The 15,363-nt window shown below is 68.4% G+C and carries 19 protein-coding genes; 9 read left to right on the top strand and 10 right to left on the bottom strand.

Features of this window, described 5'->3' with window-relative positions; all coding sequences use genetic code 11:
• Nucleotides 1-67: 67 nt before the first annotated feature.
• Nucleotides 68-343, top strand: a complete 276-nt coding sequence (locus tag D4766_RS06545; RefSeq protein ID WP_120716726.1) for a hypothetical protein — start codon at nucleotides 68-70, stop codon at nucleotides 341-343.
• A gap of 61 nt (nucleotides 344-404) precedes the next feature.
• On the opposite strand, the gene phhA is transcribed toward D4766_RS06545, so the two are convergent.
• The 6 genes from phhA to D4766_RS06515 all read right to left on the bottom strand — a co-directional run bounded on the left by phhA (nucleotide 405) and on the right by D4766_RS06515 (nucleotide 5,685).
• The gene (gene phhA / locus D4766_RS06540; protein WP_120716725.1) at nucleotides 405-1,343 is read right to left on the bottom strand and encodes a phenylalanine 4-monooxygenase; all 939 of its coding nucleotides are present in this window, start codon (nucleotides 1,341-1,343) and stop codon (nucleotides 405-407) included.
• A gap of 48 nt (nucleotides 1,344-1,391) precedes the next feature.
• A complete protein-coding gene (locus D4766_RS06535) occupies nucleotides 1,392-2,609 on the bottom strand; it encodes an acetyl-CoA C-acetyltransferase (protein ID WP_120716724.1) in 1,218 nt (405 codons plus the stop codon).
• Nucleotides 2,606-3,850 carry a CoA transferase gene (locus D4766_RS06530; protein WP_120716723.1) on the bottom strand — a complete coding sequence of 415 codons (1,245 nt, stop codon included), beginning with the start codon at nucleotides 3,848-3,850 and terminating at the stop codon, nucleotides 2,606-2,608. Before D4766_RS06530 ends, D4766_RS06535 begins: the two co-directional genes overlap by 4 nt.
• On the bottom strand, nucleotides 3,851-5,011 hold the full coding sequence (locus D4766_RS06525) for an acyl-CoA dehydrogenase family protein (protein ID WP_120716722.1): 1,161 nt from the start codon (nucleotides 5,009-5,011) through the stop codon (nucleotides 3,851-3,853).
• Between the two features lie 5 nt (nucleotides 5,012-5,016).
• Nucleotides 5,017-5,256 carry a hypothetical protein gene (locus D4766_RS06520; protein ID WP_120716721.1) on the bottom strand — a complete coding sequence of 80 codons (240 nt, stop codon included), beginning with the start codon at nucleotides 5,254-5,256 and terminating at the stop codon, nucleotides 5,017-5,019.
• Nucleotides 5,257-5,358: 102 nt separating this feature from the next.
• Nucleotides 5,359-5,685, bottom strand: a complete 327-nt coding sequence (locus D4766_RS06515; protein WP_120718101.1) for a hypothetical protein — start codon at nucleotides 5,683-5,685, stop codon at nucleotides 5,359-5,361.
• Between the two features lie 119 nt (nucleotides 5,686-5,804).
• On the opposite strand from D4766_RS06515, the gene recQ reads away from it, so the two are divergent.
• From recQ to asd, 8 genes are read left to right on the top strand one after another with little or no spacing between them, the layout of a single operon-like run.
• The gene (gene recQ, locus D4766_RS06510; RefSeq protein ID WP_407701507.1) at nucleotides 5,805-7,610 is read left to right on the top strand and encodes a DNA helicase RecQ; all 1,806 of its coding nucleotides are present in this window, start codon (nucleotides 5,805-5,807) and stop codon (nucleotides 7,608-7,610) included.
• A gap of 58 nt (nucleotides 7,611-7,668) precedes the next feature.
• A complete protein-coding gene (locus D4766_RS06505; protein ID WP_120716720.1) occupies nucleotides 7,669-8,583 on the top strand; it encodes an SPFH domain-containing protein in 915 nt (304 codons plus the stop codon).
• Between the two features lie 6 nt (nucleotides 8,584-8,589).
• Entirely contained in the window at nucleotides 8,590-8,793 is a 204-nt protein-coding gene (locus tag D4766_RS06500) for a type II toxin-antitoxin system antitoxin (RefSeq protein WP_120716719.1), read from the top strand.
• 1 nt (nucleotide 8,794) lies between these two features.
• Complete coding sequence (locus D4766_RS06495) at nucleotides 8,795-9,754, top strand: alpha/beta hydrolase (protein ID WP_120716718.1); 960 nt, start codon at nucleotides 8,795-8,797, stop codon at nucleotides 9,752-9,754.
• Entirely contained in the window at nucleotides 9,751-10,068 is a 318-nt protein-coding gene (locus D4766_RS06490) for a hypothetical protein (protein ID WP_162935688.1), read from the top strand. Before D4766_RS06495 ends, D4766_RS06490 begins: the two co-directional genes overlap by 4 nt.
• Nucleotides 10,069-10,103: 35 nt before the next feature.
• Entirely contained in the window at nucleotides 10,104-11,087 is a 984-nt protein-coding gene (locus D4766_RS06485) for a right-handed parallel beta-helix repeat-containing protein (RefSeq protein WP_120716716.1), read from the top strand.
• A 51-nt stretch (nucleotides 11,088-11,138) separates the two neighbouring features.
• Nucleotides 11,139-11,402: a DksA/TraR family C4-type zinc finger protein gene (locus D4766_RS06480; protein WP_120716715.1), complete on the top strand. Its 264-nt coding sequence runs from the start codon at nucleotides 11,139-11,141 to the stop codon at nucleotides 11,400-11,402.
• 31 nt (nucleotides 11,403-11,433) lie between these two features.
• Nucleotides 11,434-12,273, top strand: coding sequence for an archaetidylserine decarboxylase (gene asd, locus D4766_RS06475; RefSeq protein WP_120716714.1), 840 nt, complete (start codon nucleotides 11,434-11,436; stop codon nucleotides 12,271-12,273).
• On the opposite strand, the gene ribA is transcribed toward asd, so the two are convergent.
• The 4 genes from ribA to rpmG all read right to left on the bottom strand — a co-directional run bounded on the left by ribA (nucleotide 12,270) and on the right by rpmG (nucleotide 15,273).
• A complete protein-coding gene (ribA, locus tag D4766_RS06470) occupies nucleotides 12,270-13,379 on the bottom strand; it encodes a GTP cyclohydrolase II (protein WP_120716713.1) in 1,110 nt (369 codons plus the stop codon). The two genes, asd and ribA, sit on opposite strands and share 4 nt — an antisense overlap.
• Complete coding sequence (xth, locus tag D4766_RS06465; RefSeq protein ID WP_120718099.1) at nucleotides 13,328-14,113, bottom strand: exodeoxyribonuclease III; 786 nt, start codon at nucleotides 14,111-14,113, stop codon at nucleotides 13,328-13,330. The genes ribA and xth overlap by 52 nt, the downstream gene beginning before the upstream one ends.
• A gap of 261 nt (nucleotides 14,114-14,374) precedes the next feature.
• Nucleotides 14,375-15,037, bottom strand: a complete 663-nt coding sequence (locus D4766_RS06460; RefSeq protein ID WP_120716712.1) for a LolA family protein — start codon at nucleotides 15,035-15,037, stop codon at nucleotides 14,375-14,377.
• Between the two features lie 68 nt (nucleotides 15,038-15,105).
• Nucleotides 15,106-15,273, bottom strand: a complete 168-nt coding sequence (gene rpmG / locus D4766_RS06455) for a 50S ribosomal protein L33 (protein ID WP_057882031.1) — start codon at nucleotides 15,271-15,273, stop codon at nucleotides 15,106-15,108.
• Nucleotides 15,274-15,363: the final 90 nt, after the last annotated feature.

Raw genomic sequence — 15,363 nt, 5'->3', positions numbered from 1 at the left:
CAATTTTGCTTTAATCGGGGTCGCAAGGTGGTATGCACCGCGTCCCATCCTAAAAGGGGAAACTGAAATGAAGAAGCTTATTGCCCTTTCGTCGGCTCTCGCCCTCGGTCTGACCGTCGCCGCTTGCGACGGCCCGCAGGAGAACGCCATGGAAGACGCCGGCGAGCAGAACGCCGAAGCCGTGAACGACCAGGCGGAAGCCATGGAAGACGCTGGCCAGATCTCCGACGCCCAGGCCGACGCCATGACCGACCAGGCCGAAGACAAGGCCGACGCCATGGAAGAGACCGGCGAAGCGATGGACAACGGCGCAGCTCCGGCCGCGACCGCGACCACGAACTGAGCTTCACGCTCTAACCGAATTGGCCGGCTCGGGAGCGATCCCGGGCCGGCTTTTTCGTGGTTTAGGCCGCCGTCGCCCCGCTGCCGCGGCCGCCGCGCAGCAGGTATTCCTGCGTTCCCCGGCTGACCACGTTGTCGAGATCGATCACCGCGCTGTTGGCGTAGGTGAAGCCCGGCGAAAGCGAGCGGTAGAGCCGGTCGAAATCGCGCTCCACCGTCTGGCGGTAGAGATCCTCGAAACTCTCGATCACGAAATACGTCGGCTGCAGGTCGTCGATGACGTAGTCGGTGCGCATCACCCGGTCGACGTTGAGCATGATCCGGTTGGGGCTTGCCGCCTCGGTTGCGTAAACCACCTCGGTCGGGCCGGACAGGATACCCGCGCCGTAGGCCTTGATGCTGCCGGCTTCCTCGATCAGCCCGAATTCGACCGTGTACCAGTAGAGCGCGCCCAGCGCCTTCAGCCGGTTGTAGCGCATCGCCTTCCACCCGGCGCGGCCGTATTCCTGCATGTAGTCGGCATAGACCGGGTCGGTCAGCATCGGCACATGGCCGAACACGTCGTGAAAGACGTCGGGTTCCTGGATGTAGTCGAACGTTTCCCGCGTGCGGATGAAGTTGCCGGCCGGGAAACGCCGGTTGGCCAGGTGCCAGAAGAACACGTGATCGGGGATCAGCATCGGCACCGGCACCACCGACCACCCGGTCAGCGCCGACAGGTCTTCGCTGAGCTTGGCGAACTCGGGCACGCCGCCCCGGTTGAGGTTGAGCTTCTGCAGGCCGGCCATGAACGCGCTTGCGGCGCGGCCGGGCAGAACTTCCATCTGGCGCGCGAACAGGTCGTTCCAGATCGCGTCTTCGTCGCTGTCGTAGACGGTCTGCTTCGGTTCGAGCCAGTCGTCGCCGACATGGGCCGGTTTCTGCAGGGGCGCGGTGAACACGTCCGCCGGGAGGTCCGGCAGCGCAGTGAAGTCGGGTTCAGCGGTTGCGAGCGTAGCCATCGTTGCGGATGAAACTAGCACCGCGGCGCGCGTGCCGCAAACGCCCCGTCAGGCTGCGCGCTCGAAGATCGCGGCGATGCCCTGACCGCCGCCGATGCACATCGTCTCGAGGCCGTAGCGCACCTCGCGCCGGGCCATCTCGTGCGCCATGTCGGCGAGGATGCGCCCGCCGGTCGCGCCGATCGGATGACCGAGCGAGATGCCCGAACCGTTGACATTGAGGATGTCGCGGCGGGTATCGTCCTCGGACCAGCCCCAGCCCTTCAGGACGGCGAGCACCTGCGGCGCGAAGGCTTCGTTGAGTTCGACCAGGCCGATGTCGTCCCAGCCCATGCCGGTGCGGGCGAACAATCGCTCGACCGCCGGGACCGGGCCGATGCCCATGCGGCTCGGGTCGCAGCCCGCCGCGGCGTAGCCGGTGAACCACAGCATCGGTTCGAGCCCGAGTTCCTCCAGCTTGTCCTCCGCCACCACGAGGCAGGCGGCCGCCGCATCGTTCTGCTGGCTGGCGTTGCCCGCGGTCACCACGCCGCCCTCCAGGGCGCGCAGCTTGCCGAGGCTTTCCATGCTGGCAGCGGCGCGGAAGCCCTCGTCCCTGGCGAAGACCAGCGGATCGCCCTTCCTCTGCGGCACCTCGACCGTGACGAGCTGGTCGTCGAACTTGCCTGCATCCCACGCGGCGGCGGCGTTCCGGTGCGACCTGACCGCGAATTCGTCCGCCTCTTCGCGGGTGATGCCGTAGTCCTTGGCGAGGTTTTCGGCGGTCTCGATCATGCCGGTGATGACGCCGAAGCGTTCGACAGGCTGGCTCATCAGGCGGCCGCGGGTGAGCCGGTCCCACAGCTCGACGTTACCTGCCTTGACCCCGCCGCGCAGCGCGGTCGTGTAATGCTCGACGTTCGACATGCTTTCGCAGCCGCCCGCCACGACCACGTCTGCATGTCCCGCCTCGATCATCATCGCCGCGTTGACCACCGCCTGCACCCCTGATCCGCAGCGGCGGTCGAGCTGGTATCCGGGCACCTCGAGCGGAAGGCCGGCGGCCAGCCAGCTCCAGTGCCCGATGGCAGGGGCTTCGGCATTGCCATAGCCCTGGCTGAAGACGACGTCGTCCACCCGGGCGGGATCGATGCCAGTGCGCTCCATCAGCGCCTTCAGTATGATTGCGCCCAGTTCGCCGGCACCGAGCGGCGAGAGCGTGCCGAGGAACTTGCCAACCGGGGTGCGCAGGGGGCTGACGATGGCGGCGCGGCGTTTTGCAGTCATGGTCTCTTCCTCAATCCGGTCTGGTCGCTGGTGTCGACGACCCCGCGGTCAATCAGGTCGCCGATCTGGCCCGAGCCGAGGCCGAGCCGCTGGCTGAGCACTTCCTCGCTATGCTGGCCGAGATAGGGCGCGGGCCGCGGATCGGCGGCTTCGCGCGCGGGCAGGTTGGCGAAGCTGCGGGCGGCGGGGTAGGCGAAGCCGCTGGGGTTCGCCGGGCTCGGGCCGAACAGCGGGTTGTCGCCGACGAGCTCGGGGTCGGTGGATGCCTCGTGCATCGTGCGATACCGCTCGAACGTCGCCCCAGCCCGGGTCAGGGCTTGGGCGAGGTCGGCGTAATCGCGCTGGCCCGCGGCACCCTGTACGATCGCGAACAGCGCGTCGCGGTGGACGAAGCGGTTATGGTCGGACTTTGCGAATTCGGCGCCGGTCTTCGTCTCCAGCGCGGCGACGGGTTGGGCGATGCCGAGCGCATCCACCATCGCCGTCCACTGCTTTGGGGTCAGCACTGCGACCATGAAGCGCTTGCCGTCGCGGCTGGTGAAGTCGCGCCCCAGCGCGCCCCAGATCGCGTTGCCCAGCCGCGGGCGGTCGCCGCCGCGATAGAGCATTTCGGCCATCGCGCCCGAGTTGGCGACGGTGCCGATGGCGACGTCGCCCAGCGGTACGCGCACTTCCGCGCCTTCGCCGGTGCGCGACCGGAGGTGCACCGCCGCCATCAGTGCGAACGCGCAGTACGCCCCGGTGATGAAGTCCCATGCGGGCAGCACCTGGTTGACCGGCGGCGCCGTGGCGACATCCCAGTCCTCCGGGCCGGTCATCAGCGGGTATCCGCTGGCGGCGTTGACGGTGAAATCCATCGCCTGTCGCCCGTCGTGCCAGCCCATCACGCGAAGGCTGATCATGTCCGGCCGCCCTTCGCTCACCGCCGCGTGCGACAGGAAGCTCTTTTCCGGCAGGTTGGTGACGAGTTGTCCGGTCGCACGCGCCAGTTCGACGGCGAGTTCGCGCCCTTCGGCCGACCGCAGGTCGAGCGCGACCGACTTCTTGGCGCGGTTGAGGTTCTCCCACGCGAGGCTGCGCCCCTCGGCGGTCTGCATGTAGCGGTCGTAGTCGAGCCCCCCGCCGATCTGGTCGACCCGGATGACTTCGGCTCCCATCTGCGCGCAGTAGAGTCCCACCGTGGGCGAGGCGACGAAGCTCGACACCTCGACGATCGAAAGGTCGGAGAGAAGGTCGTACATCTACGCCTGCGCCGCGAAATCGCGCAGCATGTGCTTGGCGATCTGCAGCTGGAGGATCTGGGTCGTTCCTTCGTAGATGCGGTAGATACGCGCATCGCGGAAGAACCGCTCGGCATCGTATTCGGCGAGGTAGCCCGCACCGCCGTAGACCTGAACCACCCGGTCGACTACGCGGCCGCACATCTCGGATGCGAAGACCTTGAACGCGGCGGCCTTACGGAGGATGTTTTCGCCCCGGTCGGCGCGTGCGGTGACGTCGGCCATCATTGCCTCGGCGGCGTAGATCTCGATTTCGCTGTCGGCCAGCATCGCCTGGATAAGCTGGAAGTTCGCGATGGGCTCGCCGAACGCCTTGCGCTCGGTGGCGTAGCGCAAGGCGCTGTCGAGCGCGCGGCGGGCATAGCCGGTTGCCGCCGCGCCCACCGAGATACGCCCGTTGTCGAGGCTCTTCATCGCAAAGACGAAGCCCTTGCCCGTCTCGCCGCCCAGCAGCGCCTCGCCGGGGACGTGCACGTCCTCCAGGATCACGTCGGCGATCTGCGCGCCGGACTGGCCCATCTTCTTGTCCGGGCTGCCGGTCGATACGCCCGGCGTGTCCATCGGCACGATGAAGGCGGATACGTGCGCGTTCTTGGGCATCGCGTCCTTCTCGGTGCGAGCCATGATGAGGCCGACCGCGGCCTGCGGCGAATTGGTGATGTAGCGCTTCGTCCCGTTGAGGATCCAGCCGTTGCCGTCCGGGTCGGGCCGGGCGGTGGTCGCCATCGCGGCGCTGTCGCTGCCGCTGCCGGGCTCGGTCAGGCCGAAGCAGGCGATTTCGCCGGCGGCGATGCGGGGCCACCATTCGGCCTTCTGCGCCTCGGTCGCGCCGTTCTTGATCGCGCTGTTGAACATGCCGACGTTAATCGAGAAGATGCTGCGGAACGCCGGCGCGACATAGGCCATCGTCTTCACGACCCGCGCATATTGCGATGTGCTGAGCCCGGCACCGCCGTACTCTTCCGGCACCGTCAGCCCGAACAGGCCCATTTCGCGCATCTCGTCGACGATCGCCTCGGGGATGCGGTCGCTTTCGATCACCTCGCGTTCGGCGGGCAGCAGCCGCTCGCGCACGTAGCGTTCGAGCTGGTCGATGAACTGCTCGAACAGTTCGGGGTCCATACCGGTCATTGCGGGGCGTCCTTCGTGTCGGGCCTGTCAGGGGCGGGTGGCGTGGCGGGATCGGCGGCGGGCGCGGTCGCTCCGGCATGACGCTGCTCGTCCAGCATCGAGGCGGCATCGTCGAGCGCCTGCGCCTCGCCCACGGTCACGTTTCCGGGGCCGGGATCGGACGGATTGGGCCCGCACGCGGCCAGCAGCGCGGCGAGGGGAAGGGCGGCGGAGGCGGGCGAGGCGGTCGTTCGCATGGCCCTAGCCATACCGCCTCTACGAAAAAGAGAAAGCGGGCGAATCGCACACTGCGATCCGCCCGCTCCATCGGTCGGTCGTGCGCCGGAGCGCGCGCCGGATCAGTTCTGCGGCGCGTCCGTCTCGGTCGCGGCGTCGGCGGCGGCCGCGGCAGCCTGCGCGCGGGCGGCGACTTCGGCGGCGTTCGCGCCGACTTCCTCGGCGGTCGCGCTGGCGGTCGCGGCGGCGGCTTCGGCGGGGGCGGCGGCGGCATCGACCGCGGCGTTGGCGGCCGGGTCCGCGGCGGGTTCTTCGGTCACGCCGGTCATCGCCTCGTCGGCGGGCATTTCGACGGTGTCGGCCTCGGCCGCGGTCGAGGCGTCGTCGGTGCTGCCGCAGGCGGCGAGGCCGAGCGCGAGGGGAAGGGCGGCGAAAGCGATCTTCTTCATGATGAAACTCCGTATGTGGGGGCGGACCTCCATTACCCGCGCCACAATCGCGCCGCAATCTCTGCTGTCCACAAGGCGGGCATTTCCCCCGGGGCCGCGCGTGTGCCAAGGCGGGGCGCATGGATGCAATGGTCGCCCCGCCCCTCGATGCCGCGCGCGAGCGGCTCCGGCAGGTCTTCGGGTTCGAGGATTTTCGCGGGGTGCAGCCCCGCGTGATCGAGCGGGTGCTGGCGGGCCGCTCGACGCTCGCGGTCATGCCGACCGGCGCGGGCAAGTCGCTCACCTACCAGCTTCCCGCCACGATGCTGGAGGGCACGTGCGTGGTGGTCAGCCCGCTCATCGCGCTGATGCATGACCAGCTGCGTAGCGCACGCGCGAACGGGATCGCCGCCGCCACGCTGACGAGCGCCGACGCCGACTGGCGCGAGACGATGGACGCGTTCCGCGCCGGGGCGCTCGACCTCCTCTACGTCGCGCCCGAACGCGCGAGCCAGCCGGCCTTCCGCGACCTGCTGTCGTCGGCCCCGCTCGCGCTGTTCGCCATCGACGAGGCACACTGCGTGTCGGAATGGGGGCACGATTTCCGGCCCGACTACCGCCAGCTGCGCCCGCTGATGGACGCGTTCCCGCATGTCCCCCGGCTGGCGCTGACGGCGACGGCGGACGCGCATACGCGGGCCGACATCCACGCCCAGCTCGGCATCCCGGAAGAAGGGCTGATCGTCGCCGGCTTCGACCGGCCCAACATCCGCTATGCCATCCGCCACCGCGACACCATCGTCCGCCAGGTCGCGGCGCTGATGGACGAGATGCCGGGCCCGGGGATCGTATACGCCCCGACGCGGGCCAAGGTCGAGCGGCTGGCCGAACAGATCGCCGCCGCCACGGGGCGGCAGGTGCGCCCCTACCACGCCGGGCTCGACCCCGACGTGCGCGCCGGCAACCAAGCTGCCTTCGTCGAGAGCGAGGACATGGTGATCGTCGCCACGATCGCGTTCGGCATGGGTATCGACAAACCCGACGTGCGTTTCGTCGCGCATGCCGGCGTGCCGAAATCGATCGAGGCCTACTACCAGGAAACCGGCCGCGCCGGGCGAGATGGCGACCCGGCGCAGGCGGTAATGCTGTGGGGCGCGAGCGATTTTGCCACCGCGCGGCAACGGCTGGCCGAAGTGCCGGAAGATCGCCGTCCGTCCGAACGCGCACGGCTCGATGCACTGGCAGGGCTGGTGGAAACCGCCGGCTGCCGGCGTGCGGTGTTGCTGCGCCATTTCGGTGAGCATCCGCCTGAAAGCTGCGGCAACTGCGACAACTGCCTCGACGCGCCGGGCGTGACCGATGCGACCGAACTGGCGCAAAAGCTGCTCAGTGCCGCCTATCGGACCGGGCAGAGCTTCGGTTTCGGGCATTTGCAGAAAGTGCTCACCGGATCGCCCGACGAGCGGGTTGTCCAGCGCGGGCATGACACACTGAGCGTCTTCGGCATCGTGGGGGGCGAGGAGGCGCGCCTGCTCCAGCCGCTGGCGCGTGCGTTGCAGGCGCGCGGTGCGCTCGTGGCGACCGAACACGGCGGTTTGCAACTGGGCGGCGATGCGAAGGCCATCCTGAAGGGCGAACGGAGCGTCGAGATCGTCGTGCCGCCCGCGCGGGAGCGTTCGCGCCGGCGCGGGCGTGGCGGGGCCGAGGCGAATCCGGTCGGCGACCCGCTGTTCGAAGCTCTGCGCGCGCTTCGCCGCGACCTGGCGAAGGCGGCTGGCCTTCCGCCCTACGTGATCTTCCACGATGCCACCTTGCGCGAAATGGCTGCGCTGCGTCCCGCGACCCGGTCGGCGCTCGGCGAAGTGCAGGGTGTGGGGGCGAAGAAACTCGAAGCGTACGGCGATGCGTTCGTGGAGGTGATCCGGGCTTTCGCCGATTCGACTTGACCGGCGGGCCGGTCGATATAAATATGATATCATAAACATATCGGAGGAGTGATTCGTCATGTCGGTGGAACTCAAGGGGATGGTGACCAGCCGCGAACGGCCGGCGGCTACGTTCAACGGCTATGTCATGCTGCTGGCGCTGGTCGTTACGGCGGCGCTGGCGTTCTGGTTCGTGTCGGGCGGCTTTCCGCCATCGGGCGCGAGCAAGGGCGAAAAGCTCGCGTTTGTCGGCCTGCTGCTGGCCGCGTTCATCGTGCCGCTGCTGATCGCGGCGGGTTTCTACATGATCCAGCCGAATCAGGCAGCGGTGATCACGCTGTTCGGCGCGTACCGGGGCACCGACCGCACCGAGGGGCTGCGCTGGGTCTGGCCGTGGATGATGCGCAAGAAAATCTCGGCCCGCGCGCACAACGTCCATTCCGACCGGGTCAAGATCAACGACCTCAAGGGCAACCCGATCGACATCGCGTGCAACGTGGTCTGGCGGGTGCAGGATACCGCGCAGGCGGCGTTCGACGTCGACGACTACAAGCAGTTCGTCGAAATCCAGATCGAGGCGGGTCTGCGCACCGTCGGCGCGCGGCACCCCTACGACGACCTGGAAGAAGAAGAGACCACGCTGCGCGGCAGCCCCGATGTGGTGAACGGCGAACTCCAGGCCGAACTCAACGACCGGCTGAAGGTGGCGGGCATCGTGGTCGACGAAGCCGGCCTCACCCACCTCGCCTATGCCAGCGAGATCGCCGGAGCGATGCTGCGGCGCCAGCAGGCCGAAGCGGTGATCGCCGCGCGGGCGAAGCTGGTCATGGGCGCCGTGAGCATGGTCGAGATGGCGCTGACCAAGCTTTCCGCGGACGGCATCGTGGAACTGGACGACGAGCGCAAGGCGACGATGGTGTCGAACCTCATGGTCGTCCTGTGCGGCGAGCGCGAGGCGCAGCCGGTGGTCAACGCCGGGACGCTGTACCAGTAAGCGGGCATGAGCGACGCTCCGCAAAAGAAGGCCTTCGCCCTGCGGCTCGACCCGGCGGTCCACGCCGCGGTCGAGCGGCTGGCCGCGGCCGAACTGAGGAGCGCCAACGCCCAGATCGAGATGCTCCTGCGCGAAGCGCTCGACGCGCGCGGGATCGAGACCAAGGCGAGCAGCCGGCCGAAGCGCGGTCGGCCACCCAAGGAGGCCTGAGATGAAGACCCTGATTGCCGCCGCCGCTCTCGCGGCCCTTGCCGTCCCCGTCGCCGCGGAAGAAATCACCGCATCCGGCCCGGAAGGGCAGCTCGCCGGAACGCTCGTCACCCCGGCGGACGGCAAGCCGGTCGTGCTGATCGTGCCCGGTTCCGGCCCGACCGACCGCGACGGCAACAACCCGATGGGGGTCAAGGCGGCATCCTATCGCCTGCTCGCCGAAGCGCTGGGCGCGCGCGGCATCGGGTCGGTGCGTATCGACAAGCGCGGAATGTTCGGCAGCAAGGCGGCCATCGCCGATGCCAATGCGGTGACCATTGCGGACTACGTGACCGACATTGGCGCATGGGTGCAGCGCACTCGCCAGGCGACCGGGCGCGATTGCGTCTGGCTGGCCGGACACAGCGAGGGCGGGCTCGTCGCGCTCGCCGCAGCGGGCAAGGTGCCGGACCTGTGCGGCGTCATCGTGCTAGCCGGGCCGGGCATGACGATGGCCGAAATCCTGCGGGCGCAGTTCAAGGGCAACCCGGCGAACGCTCCGGTCCTTCCCGATGCGCTGCATGCGATCGATATGCTGGAGAAGGGCGAGCGCGTTGATGTCGCGGGCTTCCACCCCGCGCTGGCGAGCGTCTTCAATCCTGCCGTGCAAGGCTACATCGTCGACCTCATGACATACGATCCCGTCGCCCTCGCGGCGGCGACGGCGGGACCCCTTCTGATCGTCCAGGGCGGAAAGGATTTCCAGGTGCCGCCCGCCAACGGCGCCGCACTCCATGCGGCGCGCCCCTCCGCCGACTACATCGTCGTTCCGTCGATGAACCACGTCCTCAAGGACGTCGAGGGCGACGATGCCCAAAGTAACCTCGCCACGTACGCGAACCCCGCTCTCCCGGTCTCGAGCGAGCTGGTGGACGCCGTGGCCGGTTTCGTGACCGCCCCGCGCGCGAACGAGACATCGTGATGCGCGAGGAGGACAAGCCCTTCGTCACGACCCGGAACGGGCTTAGTTTCAACATAATGCCGCGCGGCCGGGCGGGATGGGCCTATATCGCGCTATGGACGCTGCCCGCGATCGCTCTCGCCATCGGATTCGACTGGGTGATGGACGGCGGGGACAGGGGCGGCGTCGATCCGCTCTATGCGACGGTCGTTTTCGTCATCTTGATGGCGATATGGGCCGTATCGATGGCGCGCTGGATGTACGTGCGCAGCGAAGTGGTCGATGTGCGCAAGCTGCTGGCCGAGAAGAAGGCGAACAAGCGCGGCGAGAGTTGATGGGCCGTTAACCATTGCCGCCTATCCCGGGAGCAATGGATAGCCTCGCCCGCAACCTGCCCGCCCGCCCGCCCTACGGTCTCGTCGTCGCGCTCGCCGCAATCGCGGTCATGGCGATCCCGGCCGCGGCCCTGATGGCGCAGACGTCTGCGACGCCCTTCGCGATTGCCGAGAGCGGGCGGAGTTTCGCGACGTTGCAGCAGGCGGTGGACGTGATCGGCGAAGGGCGAGGGACCGTTACGATCGCGCCAGGCACCTACCGCCAATGCGCCGTCCAGCGCGGCGGCGACGTGACCTACCTCGCCGCCGAGCCCGGAACGGTCACGTTCGACCGGACGGCTTGCGAAGGCAAGGCCGCGCTCGTGCTCGGAGGACGCAGCGCGCGCGTGGCGGGCGTCGTCTTTCGCGGCATGGCCGTCCCCGACGGCAACGGTGCTGGCATCCGGCTCGAAGGCGGCGACCTCACAATCGCACAGACATGGTTCCTCGACAGCCAGCAGGGCATTCTCACCGGCGACAACCCAAACGGCACGATCGTGATCGACAAGACCACGTTCTCAGGCCTCGGCACGTGCGAGAATTCGGCCGGCTGCGCGCATTCGATCTACATCGGCGACTACGGCCGCCTGCGCGTGACCCGCAGCCGGTTCGAACGCGGCACCGGGGGGCATTACCTGAAGTCGCGCGCGGCCATAGCGGAGATCGCCAGCAACAGCTTCGACGATTCGAACGGGCGCGCGACCAACTACATGATCGACCTGCCGGCCGGGTCGCGCGGTCAGATCACCAACAACTGGTTCGTGCAAGGGGCCGACAAGGAGAACTACTCCGCCTTCATCGCGGTGGGCGCGGAGACCATCACGCATCCGTCCGGCGGACTGGTCGTCGCCGGCAACGATGCGCGCTTCGCGCCGGGCGTGCGCCGGTCGAGCGCGTTCGTCGCCGACTGGACGGGTGAGAAGCTGGCGCTCGGGCCGAACACGCTGGGAACCGGCATCGCGCCGTTCGAGACGCGCTAGCCGCGGAACCAGCGCGCTCCGCCGCCGGTTGACCGCTCGAGGAGCAGTGCAATGGCAGGCGGATGGACCCGCGACGGCGCGGTACAGGATCAGATTGATGACACCGTGAACGACGCGGTCGCCGCTGCCCGCGCCCGCACGCCGAAGGGCGAGAGTGCGGAATATTGCGACGACTGCGGCGAACCCGTTCCGGAGCGCCGGCGCGCCGCACTTCCGGGGGTCCGCACATGCGTGGCGTGCCAGTCGGATCGCGACGGCGCAGTCCGCCATTCGATGATCAACCGCCGCGGCAGCAAGGACAGCCAGCTGCGTTGACCTTCGCCGGTTCCCAGCCCAACGCGCTCACATGAGCAAGCTCTTCATCCGCGCCCAGCATCTCGTTCCGCAGCACGCTCTGTCGAAACTAGCGGGACGGTTCGCCGACAGCCGCAACCCGCTGGTCCGCGATACCCTGATCCGCCGGTTCGCCGCGGCCTACGATGTGGACATGGCCGAGGCCGAGCGCCCGCTGGTCGCCTACGAAACCTTCAACGACTTCTTCACCCGCGCGCTCAGGCCCGGCGCACGCCCGCTGGTCGATGCGCAGCGCTTCGTGCTGAGCCCCGCCGATGGCGCGGTAAGCCAGATCGGCCCGATCGCCGGCGGCCGGATCGTACAGGCCAAGGCGCGCGACTATACGGTCGCCGAGCTTTTGGGCGGGGATACGGAGGATGCGTCCCGGTTCGAGGGCGGGCGCTTCGCGACGATCTACCTCTCGCCGAAGGACTACCACCGCGTCCACATGCCCGCCGCCGGCACGCTGAAACGGACGGTCTACGTGCCGGGCGACCTGTTCTCGGTGAACGGCGTCACGGCCGAAGGTGTCGACCGCCTGTTCGCCCGCAACGAACGTCTCGCCTGCCGGTTCGAAGGCGATCTCGGCAGCTTCGCCAGCGTGATGGTGGGCGCGATGATCGTCGCCGGGATCGCCACGGTCTGGGGCGGCCGGGTCCAGCCGCACGGGCGCGAGGTCGTCGGAGCCGAAATCCCGGAAGGCCGTGATTTCGCGGCGGGCGACGAGATGGGCCGCTTCTACCTCGGGTCCACGGTCGTGTTGCTGTTCGAGCCCGGCCGGATCGAGTGGCTGGACGACCTCGGCCCCGGCAGCACGGTGCGCATGGGGCAGGCGATCGGCATGCGCCTCTAGGGCAGGAGGTGGCCCGCGCGGTCGCGCTTGGTCGCGAGGTAGCGGGTGTTGTGCGGGTTGCCTTCGAGGCTGTGCGGCACGCGCTCGATCACTCGGACCCCGGCATCCTCCAGCGCGACGACTTTTTCGAGATTGTTGGTCATCAGCCGCACTCTGCGCGCGCCGAGCAGTTCGAGCATCCGCGCGGCGACGGGAAAATCGCGGGCCTCGTCGGGCAGCCCGAGCCGGCGGTTGGCGTCGATCGTGTCGAGCCCGAGATCCTGTAGCCGGTAGGCACGCAGCTTGTTGACGAGGCCGATCCCCCGGCCTTCCTGCCGCAGGTAGAGCACGACGCCCCAGCCGCCGCTGCGCGCCTCTTCGGCAACAGCATACAGCGCCGCGTCGAGTTGCGGTCCGCAATCGCACTTGAGACTGCCGAGCACGTCGCCGGTCAGGCATTCGGAATGAAGCCGCACGAGAGGGGGGCGGTCGGTCGCCGGCTGCCCGAACACCAGCGCGACGTGTTCGCGCAGGTCGTCGGGCGCGCGGAAGGCGACGATCTCGCAGTCCTCGCTCGCCGATACCGGCAGCCGCGCCCGTGCCGCGATGCCGAGACGCGCCGGATCGGCGAACGCCGCAAGGTCCGCAGGCGTGAACGGCACTGCCTCGCCCGCACTCGACGGATCGATGAGGAAAGCGGGAAGGATGCCGGCGATGCGGGCGAGTTCCAGCGCGGCGACCGCGCCGGCATGCCAGTCGACCGGTTCGGCCTTGAACGGCCCCTTCAGCGGACTGGCGAGGTCGAGCGCGGGGTCGGCGACCGCGCGCGCCGCGGCCAGGTCGAACGGTTCGGCCGCCCGCATCAGCACCGGTGCTTCCGGCACGGCCGCCGCACGCTGGTTGGCGAGTTTCAGCGTCTCCGCCCGGGCGGCGCCGATGAGCATGTGGCGGGACCGAGCCGCGTCCGCGAAGGCGGTTTCGGCGGGAAGCAAGACCGGTCCGCCGTCCAGCGCGATCGGCCAGCCGTGGCGCAGCGCGTCGACCGCCTGCGCGGCGCGGCGGGCGGGGGAGGGGGTCAGAGGTCGAACTCCGTCACCAGCGGCACGTGGTCGCTCGGCTGCTCCCAACGCCGCGTCTCTTCGACGATCCGGTGCGCGGTGGCGGCGGCTTTGAGGTCGGGGCTGGCCCACATGTGATCGAGGCGGCGGCCCTGGTCCTTCTGCCGCCAGAAGCTGCGATAGGACCACCACGAATAGTTCCGCTCAGGCGCGGGGATGAACTGCCGCCCCAGATCGACCCAGCCGTGCGCATCGGTCAGGCGGCCGAGCGCCTCGACCTCGATCGGCGTATGGCTGACGACCTTCAGCAGGGCCTTGTGATCGTAGACGTCGCAGTCGAGCGGGGCGACGTTGAAGTCGCCGACCAGCAAGGTCGGCCGGTCGAGCGCGTCAGCCCAGCGCGTCATGCGTTCGAGGAAGTCGAGCTTCTGCCCGAACTTGGCGTTGACGGCGCGGTCGGGCACATCGCCGCCTGCGGGTATGTACACGTTCTCGACGACTAGCCCCGATCCATCGAGCTCGATCCCCACGTGCCGCGCCTCGCCGTTGTCCTGCCAGTCGTGGCGATGGAGTTCGCGGAACGGCAGGCGGCTAACGGTGGCGACGCCGTGATAACCCTTCTGCCCATGGACGGCCTGGTGGACGTATCCCATGTCGGCCAGCGCCTGCGCCGGAAACTGGCTCTCCTGGCACTTGATCTCCTGCAGGCACAGGACGTCGGGCGCCTGCTCGGCCAGCATCCGTTCTACCTGCGCGATACGCAGGCGGACCGAATTGATGTTCCAGGTGGCGACGGAGATCATGGCCTGCGGATAGGCAGCGGCGCCCGCTGCCGCAACCGAGCAAACAAAAAACCCCCGCGCCGGGGGCATTGGCGCGAGGGTTCCGTTTGAGCGTTCGTCACGCTTTGTGCAGGCGGCCTCTTATGAGGTCAGGGCAACAGGGGGGAAACCCACCTCGAACCGTCCTGCGAGAGATGGTTTACGCCCGCTTCGATTGCCGGTGCATGAACGCCTGAAAGCATCCCGTCGCAACCGGCGAACGGCGGGCGGACGAGCCGTTCGTCAGCGTCGACCGGACGAACGGCGCGGGTCCTTGAAGGTGAACGCGCTGTCCGCGACCGCCACGCCGTAACGCTGGTTCGACAGGCGAACCGTGGTCCGCCCGTTCTGCGCGTCGAGCGCGACCCAGTTGGTGAGCTGCAGGCCGCCCGGCGCACTGGCGTTCTTGACGAAGATCATCGTGATCACGCCGTATTCCGGGTGCTTGGAATCGCGCACCTCGACACTGACGACGTTGTCGCTGCCCGACGGGATCAGCTTGCCGTATTTCTTCACGTCGCGGCTGGGATCGAGCAGGGCGCCCAGCGGCGAGTTGCCGATCGGCCAGCGCTGGACCTGGTTCACCTCGTAGTCGACGAGATAGAGCGACTTGCCGTTCGAGACGACGAGCATGTTGGCGCCCTTGCCGTACTCGAAGCGGATCTTGCCGGGGCGCTTCAGCGTCAGAACGCCGCTCAGGGTCTGGCCCTTCCGGTCGGTCTGCGTGAAGTCGGCCTTCATCGTGGAGATGCCGCGCAGCGCGGTGACCGCTGCATCGAGATCGCCGGCCGCGGCGGTCGCCGGGGCAGCAGGCAGGGTCAACAGCGCCGCAGGGGCGCCAACGGCCAGCGCGCCGGCAATCGCGGCGCGCAGGGTGATCTTGGGGAGATTTTTCAACTTAGCCATGCTCCGGGTTCTGGGTGCGGAGCGTTGAACCACCTGTGAACCTGTCCGGTTCCGGCGGTTCAGGAAGATCACTTGATCTTGGCTTCCTTGAATTCGACGTGCTTCTTGGCAACCGGGTCGTACTTGCGGAAGGTGAACTTCTCGGTGTGGTTGCGCGGGTTCTTCTTCGTCACGTAGAAGAAACCGGTGTCGGCGGTCGAGACCAGCCGGATCTTGACGGTTGCGGGCTTCGCCATGGCAAGTTCCTGATTCGTTGAAAGGCCACAGCTGGCCCGAAAAACATCAAGGGCGGCGCACGCGCACCGCCCGTCGGGGCGGGCCATTGA

The organism is Tsuneonella amylolytica, from assembly GCF_003626915.1.
In the GTDB taxonomy this organism is placed as follows: Bacteria; Pseudomonadota; Alphaproteobacteria; order Sphingomonadales; family Sphingomonadaceae; genus Tsuneonella; species Tsuneonella amylolytica.
This window is presented reverse-complemented; position numbering and strand designations above follow the sequence as displayed.